This window comes from Pantoea sp. B65 (assembly GCF_047308185.1).
In the GTDB taxonomy this organism is placed as follows: Bacteria; Pseudomonadota; Gammaproteobacteria; order Enterobacterales; family Enterobacteriaceae; genus Erwinia.
Genome location: NZ_JAHXPU010000043.1, coordinates 55,967 through 73,279, shown reverse-complemented (window position 1 = coordinate 73,279; position 17,313 = coordinate 55,967). Strand labels below are relative to the sequence as shown.

18 protein-coding genes, 1 tRNA gene and 1 pseudogene are annotated in these 17,313 nt (G+C 51.5%); 7 read left to right on the top strand and 13 right to left on the bottom strand.

Going from position 1 to position 17,313, the window contains the following annotated elements; all coding sequences use genetic code 11:
- Positions 1-151 precede the first annotated feature (151 nt).
- Entirely contained in the window at positions 152-772 is a 621-nt protein-coding gene (tesA, locus tag JWF83_RS22495; RefSeq protein ID WP_413652737.1) for a multifunctional acyl-CoA thioesterase I/protease I/lysophospholipase L1, read from the bottom strand.
- On the opposite strand from tesA, the gene ybbA reads away from it, so the two are divergent.
- Positions 743-1,429 (top strand): putative ABC transporter ATP-binding protein YbbA, encoded by a 687-nt coding sequence (gene ybbA / locus JWF83_RS22490; RefSeq protein ID WP_413652736.1) that lies wholly within the window; start codon positions 743-745, stop codon positions 1,427-1,429. The genes tesA and ybbA overlap by 30 nt on opposite strands.
- A complete protein-coding gene (ybbP, locus tag JWF83_RS22485) occupies positions 1,426-3,843 on the top strand; it encodes a putative ABC transporter permease subunit YbbP (RefSeq protein ID WP_413652735.1) in 2,418 nt (805 codons plus the stop codon). Before ybbA ends, ybbP begins: the two co-directional genes overlap by 4 nt.
- A gap of 69 nt (positions 3,844-3,912) precedes the next feature.
- Here ybbP and purK read toward each other — a convergent pair whose 3' ends face one another.
- The 4 genes from purK to ppiB all read right to left on the bottom strand — a co-directional run bounded on the left by purK (position 3,913) and on the right by ppiB (position 6,856).
- Positions 3,913-4,980, bottom strand: a complete 1,068-nt coding sequence (purK, locus tag JWF83_RS22480) for a 5-(carboxyamino)imidazole ribonucleotide synthase (protein ID WP_413652734.1) — start codon at positions 4,978-4,980, stop codon at positions 3,913-3,915.
- The gene (purE, locus tag JWF83_RS22475) at positions 4,977-5,486 is read right to left on the bottom strand and encodes a 5-(carboxyamino)imidazole ribonucleotide mutase (protein WP_413652733.1); all 510 of its coding nucleotides are present in this window, start codon (positions 5,484-5,486) and stop codon (positions 4,977-4,979) included. The genes purK and purE overlap by 4 nt, the downstream gene beginning before the upstream one ends.
- Positions 5,487-5,636: 150 nt before the next feature.
- Positions 5,637-6,362 carry a UDP-2,3-diacylglucosamine diphosphatase gene (lpxH, locus tag JWF83_RS22470; protein WP_413652732.1) on the bottom strand — a complete coding sequence of 242 codons (726 nt, stop codon included), beginning with the start codon at positions 6,360-6,362 and terminating at the stop codon, positions 5,637-5,639.
- Complete coding sequence (ppiB, locus tag JWF83_RS22465; protein ID WP_413652731.1) at positions 6,362-6,856, bottom strand: peptidylprolyl isomerase B; 495 nt, start codon at positions 6,854-6,856, stop codon at positions 6,362-6,364. Before ppiB ends, lpxH begins: the two co-directional genes overlap by 1 nt.
- 363 nt (positions 6,857-7,219) lie before the next feature.
- Between ppiB and cysS the strand changes: the two genes are divergently transcribed.
- Positions 7,220-8,608, top strand: coding sequence for a cysteine--tRNA ligase (gene cysS / locus JWF83_RS22460; RefSeq protein ID WP_413652730.1), 1,389 nt, complete (start codon positions 7,220-7,222; stop codon positions 8,606-8,608).
- Between the two features lie 71 nt (positions 8,609-8,679).
- Here cysS and ybcJ read toward each other — a convergent pair whose 3' ends face one another.
- Positions 8,680-8,892, bottom strand: a complete 213-nt coding sequence (ybcJ, locus tag JWF83_RS22455) for a ribosome-associated protein YbcJ (protein WP_413652729.1) — start codon at positions 8,890-8,892, stop codon at positions 8,680-8,682.
- Positions 8,892-9,758 carry a bifunctional methylenetetrahydrofolate dehydrogenase/methenyltetrahydrofolate cyclohydrolase FolD gene (gene folD, locus JWF83_RS22450; RefSeq protein WP_413652728.1) on the bottom strand — a complete coding sequence of 289 codons (867 nt, stop codon included), beginning with the start codon at positions 9,756-9,758 and terminating at the stop codon, positions 8,892-8,894. The genes ybcJ and folD overlap by 1 nt, the downstream gene beginning before the upstream one ends.
- A gap of 181 nt (positions 9,759-9,939) precedes the next feature.
- Here folD and JWF83_RS22445 point away from each other — a divergent pair.
- Positions 9,940-10,016, top strand: a tRNA-Arg gene (locus JWF83_RS22445).
- Between the two features lie 15 nt (positions 10,017-10,031).
- On the opposite strand, the pseudogene JWF83_RS22440 reads toward JWF83_RS22445, so the two are convergent.
- Positions 10,032-10,423, bottom strand: a pseudogene (locus JWF83_RS22440) (tyrosine-type recombinase/integrase); the annotation flags it as partial.
- Between the two features lie 194 nt (positions 10,424-10,617).
- Complete coding sequence (locus JWF83_RS22435; protein WP_413652727.1) at positions 10,618-11,364, bottom strand: sugar transferase; 747 nt, start codon at positions 11,362-11,364, stop codon at positions 10,618-10,620.
- A 1,088-nt stretch (positions 11,365-12,452) separates the two neighbouring features.
- Between JWF83_RS22435 and JWF83_RS22430 the strand changes: the two genes are divergently transcribed.
- Positions 12,453-13,103 carry an autoinducer binding domain-containing protein gene (locus JWF83_RS22430; RefSeq protein ID WP_413652726.1) on the top strand — a complete coding sequence of 217 codons (651 nt, stop codon included), beginning with the start codon at positions 12,453-12,455 and terminating at the stop codon, positions 13,101-13,103.
- A gap of 309 nt (positions 13,104-13,412) precedes the next feature.
- On the top strand, positions 13,413-14,000 hold the full coding sequence (locus JWF83_RS22425) for a hypothetical protein (protein ID WP_413652725.1): 588 nt from the start codon (positions 13,413-13,415) through the stop codon (positions 13,998-14,000).
- Between the two features lie 362 nt (positions 14,001-14,362).
- Here the strand turns inward: JWF83_RS22425 and JWF83_RS22420 are convergent, their stop codons facing one another.
- From JWF83_RS22420 to JWF83_RS22410, 3 genes are all read right to left on the bottom strand, one after another.
- Positions 14,363-14,578 carry a YdgH/BhsA/McbA-like domain containing protein gene (locus tag JWF83_RS22420; protein ID WP_413649810.1) on the bottom strand — a complete coding sequence of 72 codons (216 nt, stop codon included), beginning with the start codon at positions 14,576-14,578 and terminating at the stop codon, positions 14,363-14,365.
- Between the two features lie 362 nt (positions 14,579-14,940).
- On the bottom strand, positions 14,941-15,246 hold the full coding sequence (locus JWF83_RS22415; protein ID WP_413652724.1) for a hypothetical protein: 306 nt from the start codon (positions 15,244-15,246) through the stop codon (positions 14,941-14,943).
- A gap of 202 nt (positions 15,247-15,448) precedes the next feature.
- The gene (locus JWF83_RS22410) at positions 15,449-15,811 is read right to left on the bottom strand and encodes a DUF596 domain-containing protein (protein WP_413652723.1); all 363 of its coding nucleotides are present in this window, start codon (positions 15,809-15,811) and stop codon (positions 15,449-15,451) included.
- Between the two features lie 517 nt (positions 15,812-16,328).
- On the opposite strand from JWF83_RS22410, the gene JWF83_RS22405 reads away from it, so the two are divergent.
- Positions 16,329-16,538 (top strand): hypothetical protein, encoded by a 210-nt coding sequence (locus JWF83_RS22405; protein ID WP_413652722.1) that lies wholly within the window; start codon positions 16,329-16,331, stop codon positions 16,536-16,538.
- 141 nt (positions 16,539-16,679) lie between these two features.
- On the opposite strand, the gene JWF83_RS22400 is transcribed toward JWF83_RS22405, so the two are convergent.
- Positions 16,680-17,261: an isochorismatase family protein gene (locus tag JWF83_RS22400; RefSeq protein ID WP_413652721.1), complete on the bottom strand. Its 582-nt coding sequence runs from the start codon at positions 17,259-17,261 to the stop codon at positions 16,680-16,682.
- Between the last annotated feature and the right edge of the window lie 52 nt (positions 17,262-17,313).

The following is a 17,313-nucleotide window of genomic DNA, read 5'->3' as shown; positions in this document are numbered from 1 at the left end:
GGGAAATCTCCCCGCATGGTGATGGTGTCGCAGAGATGCCTGAGCACCGGTCGGCGCTTACTGCGGCATCATCTGCTTTAATCTTTTGATTTATATAAATCCGGCAGCGAAATTTTGCATAACTTTACCTGACAGCCGTCACGCTTTGCTGTCAGTCATGCTTAACTAGAGGAGCTAATTGTTTGGCCATCTGGCTGGCGATAAAAGCTTGCGCATCGGGGCTCGGATGAATGCCATCCTGCTGCATCCATTCAGGTTTCAGATAGACCTGCTCCATAAAAAAGGGGATTAATGGAATGCTGTACTCTTGCGCCAGCTTCGGATAGATGCTGCTGAACGCTTCGTTATAGCGGCGGCCATAGTTCGCGGGCAAACGGATTTGCATCAATAACGGCTGCGCCTTAGCGGCCTGAATGTCGGTAATGATTTTACGCAGATCCTGCTCGACATTTTGCGGCGGAAAACCGCGTAAACCGTCATTTCCGCCCAGCTCGATCAACACCCACTGCGGTTGATGCTGTTTCAGCAGCGCCGGTAACCGGCTTAAACCCTGGGTGGCGGTGTCACCACTAATGCTACCGTTAATGACGTTAGGTTGTTTTTGCCATTTATCATTGAGCAGCGCGGGCCACGCAACGCTGGCAGGCATGCGATATCCGGCGCTTAAACTGTCGCCGAGGATCAGCAGTGTATCCGCCGACGCCACGCGCGAAATAAGTAACAATAATAACAGGAAAGGGTAATGCCAGCGGAAAACATTCTTGAAGTTCATCGTCTTAGTAAGTCCGTCGGTCAGGGTGAGCATCAGCTAAACATCCTCACCGGAGTTGAGCTGGTTGTCAAACCGGCGCAAACCATCGCCCTGATTGGCGAGTCGGGATCGGGCAAATCGACATTGTTGGGGATCCTTGCCGGTCTGGATGATGGCAGCGAAGGCGAGGTGTTTCTCTGTGGCGAACCATTACACCAGCGTAATGAAGAACAGCGGGCGGAGCTGCGCGCCCGGCATGTCGGCTTTGTGTTTCAGTCGTTTATGCTGGTGCCGACCCTGAATGCCCTTGAGAATGTTCAGCTGCCGGCCCTGCTGCGCGGCGACAGCGACAGCCAGAGTCGCGAACAGGCAAAGGCGCTGCTGGCGCAACTGGGATTAGCGCAACGCCTGAGCCATCTTCCGGCGCAGCTTTCCGGCGGGGAGCAACAGCGTGTGGCACTGGCTCGCGCTTTTAACGGCCGTCCCGACCTGCTGTTTGCCGATGAGCCGACCGGCAACCTCGATCGTAAAACCGGCGACCGTATCGCTGACCTGCTGTTTTCGCTTAATCGCGATTTTGCCACCACGCTGATTCTGGTCACCCATGATGAACAACTGGCGGCACGCTGCGATCGGCGGCTGCGGCTGCGCGACGGCAAATTGTCGGAGGAAGCATGATCTGGCGCTGGTTCTGGCGTGAATGGCGCTCGCCATCGCTGCTGATCGTCTGGCTGGCGCTGACGCTGGCGGTCGCCTGCGTGCTGGCGCTGGGCTCGCTCAGCGACCGCATGGAGAAAGGGCTAAGTCAGCAGAGTCGTGACTTTATGGCCGGGGATCGCACCCTGAGCAGCTCGCGCGAAGTACCGCCGGAGTGGCTGGATCAGGCGCGGCGCGACGGCCTGCAGGTGAGCCGTCAGCTGAGTTTTATGACCATGACCTTTGCGGGAAATACTCCACAGCTGGCGGAAGTGAAGGCGGTGGATGATGCTTATCCGATGTTTGGCCAGCTGGTCACCGCCCCGGCCAATCTGAAGCCGCAGGCCGGTACGGTTCTGGCGGCGCCACGCCTGCTGGCGCTACTGAATCTGAAAGCGGGGGACCGGCTGGACGTCGGTGATACCACGCTGCGTATTGCCGGCGAAGTGACTCAGGAACCGGATGCCGGCTTTAATCCTTTCCAGACCGCACCGCGCCTGCTGATGAATCTGGCCGATGTGGAAAAAACCGGCGCCATCCAGCCGGGCAGCCGCCTGACCTGGCGCTATAAATTTTCCGGCGATACGCAACCGCTGAGCCGTTATGACCGCTGGATTGAACCACAGCTGAAAGCCGATCAGCGCTGGACTGGCGTCGATGACTCCGATGATGCGCTGGGGCGCTCGATGCAGCGTGCTCAGCAATTCCTGCTGTTGTCGGCCTTGCTGACCCTGATGCTGGCGATCTCCGCGGTGGCGGTGGCAATGAGCCACTACTGTCGCAGCCGTTACGATTTAGTGGCGGTGCTGAAAACGCTCGGCGCCAATCGTGCGGCGCTGCGTAAGCTGATTGTCGGGCAGTGGCTGGCGGTGCTACTGCTGGCTGCGGTGACAGGGAGCCTGCTGGGGCTGGGATTTGAGGCGGTGCTGCTGCAGATGCTGAAGCCGATACTGCCGGCGGCGTTGCCGCCGTCCGGTATCTGGCCATGGATGTGGGCGATCGGATCGCTGTTTATTATTTCACTGCTGGTGGGGTTGCGACCGTATCGTTTGTTACTGGCGACGCAACCGCTGCGGGTGTTACGCCGTGATGCGATTGCCCGCGTCTGGCCGCTGAAATTCTATCTGCCGGTGATGGCGCTGGTGGTGACGGGTTTGCTGGCGTTGCTGGTCGGCGGCAGTAAGCTGTTGTGGGCGCTGATCGCCGGGATTGTGCTGCTGGCGCTGCTGCTGGGGGCGACAGGCTGGGGTGGTTTGCTGCTGCTGCGTAAACTGTCGGTGCGTAATCTGGCGTTTCGTCTGGCGATTAACCGCCTGCTGCGCCAGCCGTTAACCACTCTCAGTCAGCTGGCGGCTTTTTCCCTGTCCTTTATGCTGCTGGCGCTGCTGCTGGTTATGCGCGGCGATCTGCTGGACCGCTGGCAGCAACAGCTGCCGCCGGATAGCCCTAACTTCTATCTGCTGAATATTGCTGGCGCACAGGTGCCGCAGGTTAAAGCATTCCTGCAGCAGCACCAGCTGAAGAGCGGGGACTTTTATCCGATTGCGCGCGTGCGCCTGACCGAAACCAATCATCAGCCGGTCGATCCGGCGCAGGATAATACCTATAACCGCGAGATCAATCTGACCTGGCTGGAGCAGCCGCCGGATAACAGCCCGGTGGTGGCGGGCAGCTGGCCGCCGAAGCTGGGCGAAGTGTCGATGGCTGAAGAACTGACCGATCGCTTAGGACTTAAACTGGGCGATACGCTGACCTTTACCGGTGATACGCAAAACTTCGCCGCTAAAATTACCAGCCTGCGATCTATCGATCACGAAAGCCTGCGGCCCTTCTTTTTCTTTATCTTCCCGCCGGGAGCGCTGGATCAGCAACCGCAAACCTGGCTGACCAGCTTCCGGATGGACGACAATCCGCAGCTGCTGGCCCGGTTAAATCGCGAATTTCCGACCCTTAGCCTGCTGGATATCGGCAGCATCCTGCGACAAATCGGACAGGTGCTGACGCAGGTGAGCCGGGCGCTGGAGATTATGGTGGTACTGGTTACCGTCTGTGGCGTGCTGTTATTACTGGCGCAAATTCAGGTCGGGATGCGCCAGCGGCGTCAGGAATTGGTGGTTTACCGCACGCTGGGCGCCAGTAAAAAACTGCTGCGCGGCACGCTGTGGAGTGAGTTCGCTATGCTGGGGATGGTTTCCGGCATAGCCGCCGCCATCGGCGCCGAAGCGGCGTTATGGGGGTTGCAACGTAAAGTGTTCGATTTCCCCTGGCAGCCTGACTTTACGCTGTGGATGGTGCTGCCATTAACCGGTGCGCTTGTGCTCTCGGTCTGTGGCGGCTGGCTGGGGGTGCGTTTATTGCGGGGTAAGGCGCTCTTCAGGAGTTATTACGCTGAATAAAATTCAGGGGCGGGATTTATTCCGCCCCTGTTGCGCGAGTCATTTATGGCTGCCCTGCGGCCAGTATCCTTACGCCAGTTTCTCGCAGGCCCATGCAATGCCGCTGGCGTACTCCGGCGGTAACAGCGGGACCAGCGCATTTAACGCTTTCGCCAGTTCGCTGCCCTGAACATCATTCAGGTTCAGATGGCCAACTTTACGCCCCGGGCGCACTTCTTTCTCATACCAGTGCAGATTGACCAGCGGCTGCTGCAACCATTGCAGGTTGAGGTCGGTGCCGATCAGATTCACCATGACCGATGGCGTACTGACCACCGGCTTCGGCAACGGCAGGTCAAGGATAGCGCGCAGATGTAATTCAAACTGGCTGATGGAAGCACCGTTCTGCGTCCAGTGGCCACTGTTATGTACGCGCGGCGCCAGTTCATTAATCAGCAGACCTTCCGGCACCACAAAGCACTCCATGGCCATGACGCCAACATATTGCAGCTGGTTCATAATGGCGGCCAACATCTGCTCCGCCTGCTGCTGTTGCGCGGCATCAGGTTGCGGCAGGACCACGCTGGTGCGCAAAATACCTTCCTGATGCAGGTTGTGGGTGAGCGGATAGAACACCGTGTCGCCGTGATGGCTGCGGGCGCCAACCAGCGAGACCTCAGCGGAGAAGTTAATTCCCTGCTCAACAATGCACTCACCGTAACAATCCTGCGGCAACTCATTCGTCTGATTTGCGCGTAAACGCCACTGACCGCGTCCGTCATAACCACCGGTACGGCGTTTGACGATCGCCAGTTCGCCGAGTGAGGCAAACACCTGCGGCCACTGGTCTGCTGCCGCCAGCAACTGCCATGGAGCGGTGGCGAGGCCGAGCTGATCGAGTAGCTGTTTTTGTGTCAGGCGGTCAGCAAGCTGCGGGAAAATATCACGGTTAACAAACGCCGGGTGCCGGGCCAGTTCGCGGGTTAACGCGGTTTCCGGCCAGCGTTCGATCTCGGCGGTAATCACGCTCTGCTGAATCGGCAGTGCTTCCGGCTCGGCATCCAGACCGACAGGATAGACCGCAATCCCCAGCGGTTCTCCAGCCTGGCGCAGCATGCGTCCAAGCTGGCCATTACCTAATACGCAAACCGGTTTCATGCATTACCCCGTGGATCAGGATTGTTCAGTACTTCATCGGTCTGGCTCTGACGCCAGTCGGCCAGACGTTGCGCCAGTTCCGCATCATGGAGCGCCAGGATCTGCACCGCCAGCAGGGCGGCGTTGGCGGCGCCGGCTTTACCAATCGCCAGCGTACCGACCGGAATGCCGCGCGGCATCTGCACGATAGAGTAGAGGCTATCCAGACCGCTTAGCGCCGCGCTCTGCACCGGCACGCCCAGTACCGGCAGCAGGGTTTTTGCTGCCAGCATACCGGGTAAATGCGCGGCGCCGCCGGCACCGGCAATAATCACCTGGTAGCCATTGCCCGCTGCATTTTCCGCAAAGCTGAACAGTTTGTCCGGGGTACGGTGCGCAGAGACCACTTCAACGTCGAAAGGAACCGCAAGGGTGGTAAGGATCTCTGCGGCAAATTCCATAGTAGCCCAGTCACTTTTCGAACCCATAACAATGGCAATACGGGCTGAGGCGGCATTGGATGACATGCGAGTCTGACTCCTGTGATTGTACAAACTTCACCCGCGCGATTTTAAGATGGCAGGTGGGAAGGGCAGAGAGAATAGCATGACTCGGCAGCGAGGAAAACGGTTGCGTAGCCGCTGGCGGCGGCAAAACAGGGCTTTTTTTACCGCGCTTCAGAAAGGGAAAGCGCTGAGGCTGACCGCGTCGGCATTGACCTCGATCATCGAGCCCTGGTGGTGCCAGGCGCCCAGTACCACCCGTTCTGCGCTGATATCCCCGGCCTGCACCTGATGTACTGCCGGTCGGTGGGTGTGGCCATGGATCATCCACTGCACCTGGTGGCGCTGAATGGCGGCGATCACTGCCTGTTGATTGACGTCCATAATCGCTGCGGATTTGCTGCTATTGGCGTTTTTGCTGTCTGCGCGCATACGGGCGGCGATACGCTGCCGGATAAACAGCGGCAGAGCCAGAAACAATTTTTGCAGCCAGCGCTGATGTACTTTACGGCGAAAACGCTGATAGCCCTGGTCATCGGTACACAGGGTATCGCCATGCAGGATCAGCAGGCGTTTACCATACAGTTCGAGAACCTGCTCTTGCGGAAGTAACGTCATACCACTGGCGCGGGCAAAACGATGGCCCAGCAGAAAGTCACGATTGCCATGGATAAAGAAGCAGGGGACGCCGTGCTCTGTTAGCGCCCGCAGCGCGGCGGCAATTTCCGCATGCAACGGTTCAGGATCGTCATCGCCGATCCAGGCTTCGAACAGATCGCCAAGAATATACAGTGCGTCGGCGTGTATCGCTTCACGCTGTAAAAAACGCAGAAAACCGGCAGTAATTGCCGGTTCTTCATGGCACAGATGCAGATCTGCGATAAATAGCGTGCGTGACATTACTCGCTAATGGTCACTTTCTGGATGACCACATCTTCTTTTGGCACATCCTGATGCATGCCGCTGCGGCCGGTAGAAACGCCTTTGATTTTCTCAACCACGTCCATACCTTCAACCACTTCAGCGAACACACAGTAGCCCCAGCCCTGCAGGGTTTCGCCGCTGAAGTTCAGGAAGTCGTTATCAGCTACGTTGATAAAGAACTGTGCGGTAGCGGAGTGTGGTGCGGAAGTACGCGCCATTGCCAGCGTGCCTTTGGTATTTTTCAGGCCGTTGTTCGCTTCGTTACGGATCTCTTCTTTGGTCGTTTTCTGCTTCATACCAGGCTCAAAACCGCCGCCCTGAATCATAAAGCCGTTAATGACACGGTGGAAAATGGTATTGTCGTAAAAACCGTCACGACAGTAATCCAGGAAGTTCTGCACGGTAGCGGGGGCTTTGTCGTCGAAAGTTTTGATAACGATATCGCCATGATTAGTCTGGAAAGTAACCATAATCTCGTCCTGTTAAGGTGGGAGTTTTAAACGACTGTGCTTACGGCAGCTTGATAAAAATGCCGGGCCAGTTTAAATAGACGCCTCTTATATCACAAATTGTGATGACGCGTCAGCAGGTGAGAAAGTCGTAGTTGCTGCCATATCCTTGCATTGCATCGCGCTTACGATAACAATACAGCAAAATTACCCTTTATATACCCGAGTAATTGGTGTTGCAGTAAGGCCGCAAGGGAGCCAATCCCGGGACGCTGACTATCCGCAGTGATTCGGGTGACTCAGCGCGGCCGACACAGTTGCAACGCCAGGTTCGATGGGGATAACCCGTTTTGTTAACCCGCACACGCCATACGGAATGTCTCAATGCTAAAGATCTACAACACCCTGAGTCGTCAAAAAGAGGAATTTAAACCTATTCATGCTGGTCAGATTGGCATGTACGTGTGCGGAATTACCGTTTATGACCTGTGTCACATCGGCCATGGCCGTACTTTTGTCGCCTTTGACGTGGTGGCGCGCTACCTGCGCTATTGCGGTTATCAGCTGAAGTATGTGCGCAATATCACCGATATTGACGATAAAATCATTAAACGCGCCAATGAAAACGGTGAAAGCGTCGAAACCCTGACCAACCGTATGATTGCGGAAATGCAGAGTGATTTTGCCGCGCTGAATATTCTGCCGCCGGATCTGGAACCACGTGCCACACGTCATATCAGTGAGATTATCGAACTGGTCAGCAAGCTGGTTGCGCGTGAACACGCGTATGTCGCCAGCAATGGGGATGTCATGTTCTCGGTAGAGAGCGATGCTGATTACGGCAAGTTGTCGCGTCAGGATCTGGAGCAGTTACAGGCTGGCGCGCGCGTTGAAGTTGCCGCCGATGTTAAACGCAATCCAATGGATTTTGTGCTGTGGAAGATGTCGAAAGTCGACGAACCAAGCTGGCCATCGCCATGGGGTGCCGGTCGCCCCGGCTGGCATATTGAATGTTCGGCGATGAACTGCAAACAGCTCGGCGAGCACTTTGATATCCATGGCGGCGGTTCCGACCTGATGTTCCCGCATCATGAAAACGAGATTGCGCAGTCTACCTGTGCCCATGACGGCCCCTATGTTAACTACTGGATGCACTCCGGTATGGTGATGGTTGACCGTGAGAAGATGTCAAAATCACTGGATAACTTTTTCACCGTGCGTGATGTACTGGCGCACTACGACGCGGAAACCGTGCGTTACTTCCTGATGTCCGGCCACTATCGCAGTCAGCTGAACTATGGCGAAGATAATCTGAAACAGGCGCGTGCCGCGCTGGAGCGCCTGTATACCGCGTTGCGTAATACCGATGCCTCGGCGGCGGCGGCAGGGGGCGAAGTATTTGAAACGCGTTTCCGTGAAGCCATGGATGACGACTTTAATACCCCGGAAGCCTACTCAGCGCTGTTTGATATGGCGCGCGAGGTTAACCGCCTGAAAGCGGAAGATATGGCCGCCGCCAACGGCCTGGCCGCCAGGTTACGCCAGTTAGCCGGCGTACTGGGTCTGCTGGCGCAGGATCCGGAGCTGTTCCTGCAAAGCGCTGCCAACAGCAACGATCAGCAAGTGGCGGAAATTGAAGCGTTAGTTAAAATGCGTTTCGATGCGCGTCAGGCTAAAAACTGGGCGCAGGCGGATATTGCCCGCGACAAGTTAAATGAGCTGGGAATTATTCTGGAAGATGGTCCGCAGGGCACCAGCTGGCGGCGTAAGTAAATTCGAGCCAGCTTAAAAGTTAACTATTAGCGCATAAAAAACGGCAGCCGCGGCTGCCGTTTTTCATCACTTTACGCGGTTACCGTAACCTTATTACCCGCAAATTCCACTTGCTGGCCGGCGATAATCTTGCAGCGTTTGCGGGTTTCCACGGCGCCATTCACCGTTACCTGGCCTTCGGCAATCAGCGATTTTGCCATTGCGCCGCTCTCTACCCAGCCTTCCAGCTTCAGCAGATCGCATAAATCAACGTGTGGGTGTTTACCCAGAGAAAAGGTTGCCATTAGTTTGCTGCTCCGTCGTGATACTCTTCGCATGCCTGCAGGGTGTTCTGAATCAGGGTTGCCACTGTCATCGGGCCGACACCACCCGGTACCGGGGTAATATACGCAGCGCGTTCGGCGGCGGCTTCAAATTCCACATCACCGACCACTTTGCCACTTTCCAGCCGGTTAATACCGACATCAATCACGATAGCACCCGGTTTAATCCATTCGCCCGGAATAAAGCCCGGTTTCCCGACGGCAACCACCAGCAGATCCGCATGTTCAATATGATGGCGCAGGTCTTTGGTAAAACGGTGGGTGACGGTGGTGGTGCAGCCAGCCAGCAGCAGCTCCATACTCATTGGACGCCCGACGATATTGGAGGCGCCAACCACCACCGCATTCAGACCATAAGGGTCGATATTATAACGTTCCAGCAGGGTGATAATGCCGCGCGGTGTGCAGGGGCGCAGTTTTGGCGCGCGCTGGCACAGACGCCCAACGTTATACGGATGGAAACCATCCACATCTTTATCCGGCGAGATATTCTCCAGCACTTTGACATTGTCGATACCCGCAGGCAGCGGCAGCTGGACCAGAATGCCATCAATTTCCCGATCGTTATTCAGCTTATCAATCAGCGCCAGCAACTCGGCTTCGCTGGTGGTGGCGGGCAGATCGTAAGAACGTGAGATAAAACCGACTTCTTCACAGGCACGACGTTTACTGCCGACATAAATCTGTGACGCCGGGTTTTCCCCGACCAATATCACCGCAAGACCCGGGGCACGTTTACCGGCGGCCAGACGCTGCTGAACTTTTTCCGCAACCTCAAGGCGCACCTGCTGCGCAATCGTTTTACCATCAATAATTTTTGCTACCATCAGAGAGGAAATCCATCTGTTTTGAGTTAAATCGGGGAATGCGCCTATTCTGGCAGAAGCGGGCGCTGCTGTCAGGCACAGAATTATCCGCGATCGCTCATATCTCCAGCAACAGGGCGGGCGGAAGAGTAAAAACGTTGACTCATCAGGCGCGCACCGTATAATTCGACGCAATCACCATGCGCCCTTAGCTCAGTTGGATAGAGCACCGGCCTTCTAAGCCGTAGGTCACAGGTTCGAATCCTGTAGGGCGTACCATTATAAATCAACTACTTATGCGTTTCCTCCTGACTTCAAATTTTCCTCATGGGACAGATTTGGGACAGAGGAGCTAAAAATCGCATCAATCTGCCGAGCATGTTCAGTTAAATGGTTCGGTGCCAGATGAGCATAACGTTGTACCATCTCAATACTTTCCCATCCGCCCGTTTCCAGTAATGCCGACAGGGGCACCCCGGCCTGAATTAACCAACTTGCCCATGTGTGTCTCAGGTCATGAAAACGAAAGTCTTCTATCCCGACCCTGACCAGTGCAGCGCGCCGGCAGTGTTAGAATCAACGCGCATCTTTCTGACAGATGCTGTTGCCGTGCCGTTATTACGTTTAGATGCCGTGGTGTGAACAAACACGCTTGCGTGGTGATTTCCACTCTGCCGACGAAGAACAGAAAGTCTCAGTTCACGATATCTGGTTTTTATGGGCGATAAACATAATAAAACTATGTGCATTTAAGAGGCTTTAATTAATAAAACCGCCACCAGGCGGTTTTATTTCATCTAATGCACACGTCATCAACAAATAACCAAAATAGTCTGCATATTATAATTAATGTTAACCATGCTGAGATTTTTTCCATATATTAATATGCACCTTTACGGCCAAATATAACAAAAATCGTTTTTATCATAATGATGATATCAAGAAAAAAGGTTCTTCTTTTCGCATAAGCAGTATCTAAAGCTATCCTACGGGAATAACTAACATCGTTTCTTCCGCTAACCTGCCATAGCCCTGATATGCCTGGTTTGCATTTAAAGTAATGCCTTTTTGACCGGCCATAAACAGATATCTCTACAGCAGTAACAGGGCGCGGACCTATCAAGCTCATATTGCCCATGAATACATTAAAAAGCTGAGGAAGTTCATCAAGGCTTGTCTTTCTGAGAAGCCTTCCTATGCGCGTTATTCTGGGGTCATTTTTCAGTTTGAACTCACTGGCCCACTGATGTGCTGCTGCTGAGTTTACACGCAGTATCATTTTAAGAACTTTATCTGAATCTCTTCGCATTGTTCTAAATTTATAGCATTTGAAAGGCTTCCCATTCTTTCCTATGCGTAGGTGTCCATAAATCGGAGACCCGCCACTCAAAGATATATGGACTGTCAGATATAGCAAAACAGGAGAAAGCAAAAATATTGCGGCCGCAGATAGTATAAAATCCACCAATCGTTTTACAAATTTTGAATATAACACACTGTAATTAATTTGTGATTTTTCTGTTAAAGCACCATTACCATTTGAGACGATTAAACTATTTCTATACCTATTAACTTGCTCTATTGCAGAAATACATCGTAAATCTTCCTGAATATATGTATTTTTCATTTCATTATCTCATTTATTTTATGCCTGAATTTTTAAAAGAATCAACAATTAACTTCATGGGGTCATTGAATGTTTCATCTAATTCAGATTGCTGTTTAACAAAAAATTATGAGTGTAATATTCTCGCCACTGTAGATAGTGAATTCTTAAAGATTATTTCACAAAATGTAAACTATGGTGACAAGAAATTTTAAAGTAATCTAAATTTCCAGATTATCGCTATATCGATGGTAGAGATTACCCGACTGTATGAAGAGGGCAGGCCGGTGATCTGATGGGAAAGATTTGGGACATGCAAAGGTTTGCAACCTTTTACAGGCCTTTGCATGATTTCGCATCATGGGACGAGTGAACGCGGTATGACGATATAAGTTATTGTATTAAAAGGTAAAGAGAGGAAATTATAAGCCGTAGATCGCAGGTTCGAATCCTGTAGGGTGTCAGTTCAAGTCGACAAAACCCCGATCAATACTGAATCTCTGCTCCGGCGACGTCGATTACCTTCTATTGAAAGCGATACCCTCCGGTGCGCATCATTGGGTGGTGTTGTAAGTTTCGCGAAAAATAGCGCCATTCAGTTTTGAATAGTAGATTGGTCATATTTTAATCCCCCGCCAGAGTCCATGAACGGGTTGCAGGCTTTGCTGATCCACAACGGACCGCCCGGGTTTACGATGGTGATTTTCCGCTGGTGGCTATCACGGTGATCCCGACGAGGAAATGATACAGCGCCGGAGTATGCTGTTGTTGGCATACCTGCTGCAATACTGTCGCCAGCGCGATCTGAAGTCTGGCGGTAGCCCGCGGATTTGCTTAGCAACACCATAGTGAATTATTACCTTATTATGAAAATTAATCTCATAAAAATTATTTATAGTTATATTATTATCTACTTCGGCAATTATAAAAATATAAAATCATATCGAAAACCGAAGTGTTAATCAGTTTCAGCTTGTTGAATAGCCAAAGTGAATCACATTTCAGCTATAAGGGTAACATTGATGCGTTACAGCTGGTAATAACTATGCCATAATTCAGCATCGACTGGATTTTTATGGTTTTATATAAGTTCTCACGCTGGTTGATGCGTGGAGATTTCATTTTTTTTGTTTATCATTAATAACACTTTTATTTCCGGGGCTGAATTCTGGCGATTGTCGGTTATTTTCCATCGTGATAGGAGGGGAGAGTCTATGAGGGCAAAATTTTTTTCAGATGATGAAAAAAATAATCATATAAAAGGAAATCTGGAAAGACACTTGAGGAAATATGGTCGGATGAACTATGTTTATGGGGTGATGAATAAAAGAAATACCGATAAAATGATCATTATTAGTGATTTATCAGATAATCTGGTTAATAATTATCTTTGTAATAAATATCAAAATATCGATCCGGTGATTATCAAAGCATTAAACCGAACTTCTCCTTTTGCCTGGGACGAAGATCTTATGATTAATTCCAGGTGGAAAGTTAAAAAAGTCTTTGAACCAATGCGACCTTATAATATTAACAGCGGCTATACTTTTGTTCTGCATGACCATAATAACAACCTGGCTGTGCTGTCGTTGTATATGAATAATCTTTCAATAGATGATGTTGATGATAATATCAATATGTATAAAAATGAAATTCAGAGGATGTTTATATATATCCATGAAATGCTTCTCTTTCTCTACCAGAATGATAATGGTATTGATAAAAATCCACTTTCCCCTTCAGCTGAGAAACAAGTGTGAGTGGCCCTGGGTTATTCAACTGTAGTGATATTTTTTATGGGTTTATCAGCAAAAAATTTAAAGGTAATCTCAGTATGGTAGAATTCGCTGTCTTTATAAAATGGCGGGTGATTAATGTATTACGTTTTTTTACACCATGTTTTTCCTGCATGAAAATTGATATTGATGATATGGATAGAGTTATCGGATAATTTTCAGGAAAATATTCTGATATAGGGTTTATAGTAATGAGTAAGTAAATATTAAATTATTTATACATTTCTTTTATTGTGAATTTAAAAGGATTTAAAAATGAGATGTAGGCATGCTATGGATTCGGACCTGGATAAGGTATGTGACCTTTTGGCTGAAGAGTTTTTTAACGATCCGGTGCACAAGATTGTCTTTGCTGATCGGAAAGATCGCATTGATGTCTTGCATCGTTTTTTTCGTATTTACGTCAATCTCGCCAGCGAATATGGCGGGACACTCCTCGCCGAAAATGACGCTGGCGCCCTGGTTTATTTCCGGCCTGAAGCAATGAATATGAGCGATGAAAAACTTGCTATAATGGATGACCAGCTGCGCTTAGTGTGCGGATCAAACTATGCGACTGCAGCTGCGCTTATCAATGGACTCAACCACTACCATCCGCAAACCCCTCCTCATTACTATATATCTCTGCTTGCGGTACAGCGGAGCTACCGTGGTGGAAAAGTGGTAAGGGACTTATTCAGTGAATTTAATGGTATACTTGATGATGAGAAATTTCCCTGTTACGCCGAATGTACAAAATTTAGTACGCGGACCCTAATCAGGCGATGGGGTTATCGTGACGCTGGTTTTCCTTTGCGTATTGAAGGCTTTCCTGAACTCTTTCCTGTCTGGCGTGAACCTGAACCTCCACGCGCCGATTAAAACGGATATTGCAGTTATTAACAAACTACAGGTTAATTCAGTCAGGATAAAATGGGTTGAAAATAATATTATATAAAAAGCATTCTACATAATTTCAATGATTATGTTGCGTATTATATGAAATCAAAACTTACGACTTACTGTAAATTATATATTTAATGGGATGGTTTTGCCTTCGCAACGCTTAACCGGCCGGGTTACCAGATACACTGACGTTCTTTATTTGTCTGTTTTTCCGGCAGAATGAAGTGGTAACTGCGAACCGGTCACAGGGCAGCGATATTTAATTTGGTGGTCGCGCCAGCACAAAAGAGGCCGCCCGGTGGGCGGCCTCTTCTGGCACTTCCTTTTGCAACCATCCGTTATTTATAGATTTCGGCGGTCATATGTACACGGTTGTTGGTGTTGGCTTCTACAATTTTGTACTGCGCACCCTGCTGCTGAGCCTGTGCGGCCACTTTCGCTTCGGCACCTTCAAGGGTGGAAGAGTTGACGGAGATGCTCTGGGCAAAGCTGGCGAATGACATCAGTGACAGGGCGGTAACAGCGGCAACAGACAGCGTTTTGATAATTTTCATGGTTAAAATCCTTTCAGGTTTTTGGCGGAAGGCTGTGTGCCTTCGATGAAGTGATAATAACCCTGGTTACTATTAGCGTCTTAACTAATAGTGCGATCTGCGTCACGCTTTTTCCCGGCGCCGGAGCACGGCGCTGGCGGCGTGCCTGCCGAAACACTGTCGCCAGCGCGATCTGAAGCTGATGCTGAAGCCGCTGGCAACGCTGTTAAACAGCCGTCACCCGGCAAGAGATCAATTAATTGCGGCGGTGAGCACTATGTTGCCGGTGGCTGAAGCGGAATCATTTAGGTGTACACTGACCGGGCGCAGCAGCGTTGATCTGATTTCTTTAAGCCGGGCAATGTGTCTGGTGTTTATGGGGCTTATCGGAGCAGTGTCAGCAGCTCCGCCACCAGTTCACTGGCATCCTGTTGATAGTCGTCAGCCCAGCTTTGCAACCCGTCAGCCGGCCACCCCAGCTCTTCCCACTCCGCCAGCGCCAGGCCATTGATGATTTCCATCTCAAACCACAAGCTTTGCCAGGCGTCGGCATCCGTCACCAGCGCACTGTCCTGCCACAGATACTCGGTGTGTGCGACAAAGCTGGCCCAGGAGCGTACGTCCCCGCTGGCCCGCTTACCCAGCGCAGCCAGCAACAAGCGCGTATCCTGCTTACTCTGCTGAGTCATATCGCACCCTCCTTTGCCCGCCGCCATCCCTCTGGTACCGGGCATTACTCTCCGTACTGCCGATAATCCGCAGTACGGCGACTTCAGCGTCCGCCGGGGGCGGGGTAAAAAACTGCTGCTGTGGCAGCAGGCTACAGCCGCTCAACCGTAGCCCGGTAAGCGGTAATATCCGGCGATTATTCATTGGCCAGCCTTTTATTTATCAGGTCCAGATTTCCTGCCCATCCGGGGTGACCCATACCAACCCGGCGGGCGCGTTTGCCAGAAACCAAACGCCGGTTTCATCAAGATCGTCCAGTTCATCATCCGAGCCGGGTTGCGGCCAGCAGTGCGTCAACAGCTGCAGCTGTTGTTCAACTGTGCCCGTCAGATAAGTGCCGTCACGGGCCAGCCGGGCCATCCCGGTATTCAGCAATCGTTGCAACAGGCCAAAAAAAATCTCTTTTCTCAGAGCCAGACTAGCGGGGGTATTCCGGCACTCGACCTGAATATGTTGCCAGATGGCACCGAGTGACAGACCACTGGCGCTGGTTATCACCGCCTGGTAAATGCTCTCTCTGTTCACTGCAATCACATCTCCACTTTTTCCCTTTATCAATAGATGGCGTAATCACATCAATCATCCATCTGCTCCCGGTCAGCCCGGTCGCTATAATGACCGCGAGGATCTCGCCGGGCGCTGAAGGTGAGATTGGCGGGTTGAACACAAAATTTGCCCTGACGGCAGCATGGACGCCAGTTGAACAACCGATTGTCATTGATATTATGCCCGATTGCCAATGGCGCAATCGAGACCGCGGGTTTAAACATCTGTTCCGGCGGGGAATTTTGCCGTTTAGTGGGAAATCGGGCGCTGTCTGGCTGAGATCGATGTCTTTGGCGTAAAGAATATTAGCAGTAGAAAAAATTTTTGCAGGGAGCGCGGGTCTGCAGCAGCAGATAGAAAATTCAGTCGGTTAAGGCGATTCGATTATGGGTAGCTTAAAATTGCAACGAAAAGCCGTTCTATTCCACAGATTGCTTTCTGTCGGGCGGGGATAATCTATCGGAAATGCCATTAATCGCCTGCCCCGGAGCATCAGATGCCTGACAAAGATCCCGTTATTGAACGCCTCTCCCTTGAGGTTCTTGCCCTGCGAAATATTGTGCAGATGCTGATCGCCTACGGCAACGTGCCCACCAGCGGCAAGTTGAATAAGTACCTGGAGAAGATTGCCGATGACGTGGAACATCGCGACGATCGTGAAGCAAACAAAAGCATTGCCGATGTGATACGCAGTTATATCCGCTGACGGAAAGTGTTGGGTGCAAAAGGTAAGTAGTGACTGTTGTGATCATCGATGCAGCTACAGTCACCTGGCATCCGGCACATAACAGTGCCCAGCGGGAATAACCACTGAGGCACGTAGTGACATAACATCTGCAAAAAGTGCTTACTGGAAAGACTCCATCAGCACCTGAACCAGCTTTTCACCCTGTGGCGTAGCCCAGCTGCCCGCCAGCTCAGCAATCAGCTGGTTGGTGGTGGTCAGGGTGATGCCGTTCTTATCCATACGACGCAGGGCAATATCATCGGCCATTCTGGTCGGAGAGGCGCCGGCATCGGCCACCACCTGGATATCAAAGCCATCGGCGGCAAGCGACAGCGCCGGGTAAACCGTACAAACGTCATTGGTCACCCCGGCAATAATCAGTTTTTTTCTGCCGGTGGCTTTCACGGCGGCAGCAAAGTTCTCATCATCCATCGCGTTGACAATCCCGAGACGTTTAATGCGCGTGGCAAACTCGTGCGGAAGAATGGTTTTCAGCTCATCAAGCAACGGCCCCTGAGCATACTCTTCCATGCTGGAAGTGAGCACGACGGGCATATGCAGAATGGCTGCAGATTTGGCCAGCATCAGCGCGTTGCGTTTCAGTTCTGCAAACGGCATCGATTTTGCCCAGCCCATAGTGCCAACCTGGTGGTCAATCAGCAGCATCGCGGAATTTTCAGCGGTGAATTTTTCAAAGCTCATAATGTTTTTCCTTTAATATTTCGACAAATACAGGGTGTTAGCGCGCCGGTGC

What these genes read in the sequence shown, in the direction of transcription:
- JWF83_RS22400 (WP_413652721.1), bottom strand. Translation starts at nt 17,261, where the DNA reads ATGAGCTTTGAAAAATTCACCGCTGAAAATTCCGCGATGCTGCTGATT.
- cysS (WP_413652730.1), top strand. Translation starts at nt 7,220, where the DNA reads ATGCTAAAGATCTACAACACCCTGAGTCGTCAAAAAGAGGAATTTAAA.
- JWF83_RS22425 (WP_413652725.1), top strand. Translation starts at nt 13,413, where the DNA reads ATGGATTCGGACCTGGATAAGGTATGTGACCTTTTGGCTGAAGAGTTT.
- folD (WP_413652728.1), bottom strand. Translation starts at nt 9,758, where the DNA reads ATGGTAGCAAAAATTATTGATGGTAAAACGATTGCGCAGCAGGTGCGC.
- tesA (WP_413652737.1), bottom strand. Translation starts at nt 772, where the DNA reads ATGAACTTCAAGAATGTTTTCCGCTGGCATTACCCTTTCCTGTTATTA.
- JWF83_RS22420 (WP_413649810.1), bottom strand. Translation starts at nt 14,578, where the DNA reads ATGAAAATTATCAAAACGCTGTCTGTTGCCGCTGTTACCGCCCTGTCA.
- purE (WP_413652733.1), bottom strand. Translation starts at nt 5,486, where the DNA reads ATGTCATCCAATGCCGCCTCAGCCCGTATTGCCATTGTTATGGGTTCG.
- JWF83_RS22435 (WP_413652727.1), bottom strand. Translation starts at nt 11,364, where the DNA reads ATGAAAAATACATATATTCAGGAAGATTTACGATGTATTTCTGCAATA.
- ybbA (WP_413652736.1), top strand. Translation starts at nt 743, where the DNA reads ATGCCAGCGGAAAACATTCTTGAAGTTCATCGTCTTAGTAAGTCCGTC.
- JWF83_RS22415 (WP_413652724.1), bottom strand. Translation starts at nt 15,246, where the DNA reads ATGACTCAGCAGAGTAAGCAGGATACGCGCTTGTTGCTGGCTGCGCTG.
- purK (WP_413652734.1), bottom strand. Translation starts at nt 4,980, where the DNA reads ATGAAACCGGTTTGCGTATTAGGTAATGGCCAGCTTGGACGCATGCTG.
- ppiB (WP_413652731.1), bottom strand. Translation starts at nt 6,856, where the DNA reads ATGGTTACTTTCCAGACTAATCATGGCGATATCGTTATCAAAACTTTC.
- ybbP (WP_413652735.1), top strand. Translation starts at nt 1,426, where the DNA reads ATGATCTGGCGCTGGTTCTGGCGTGAATGGCGCTCGCCATCGCTGCTG.
- JWF83_RS22405 (WP_413652722.1), top strand. Translation starts at nt 16,329, where the DNA reads ATGCCTGACAAAGATCCCGTTATTGAACGCCTCTCCCTTGAGGTTCTT.
- ybcJ (WP_413652729.1), bottom strand. Translation starts at nt 8,892, where the DNA reads ATGGCAACCTTTTCTCTGGGTAAACACCCACACGTTGATTTATGCGAT.
- lpxH (WP_413652732.1), bottom strand. Translation starts at nt 6,362, where the DNA reads ATGTCACGCACGCTATTTATCGCAGATCTGCATCTGTGCCATGAAGAA.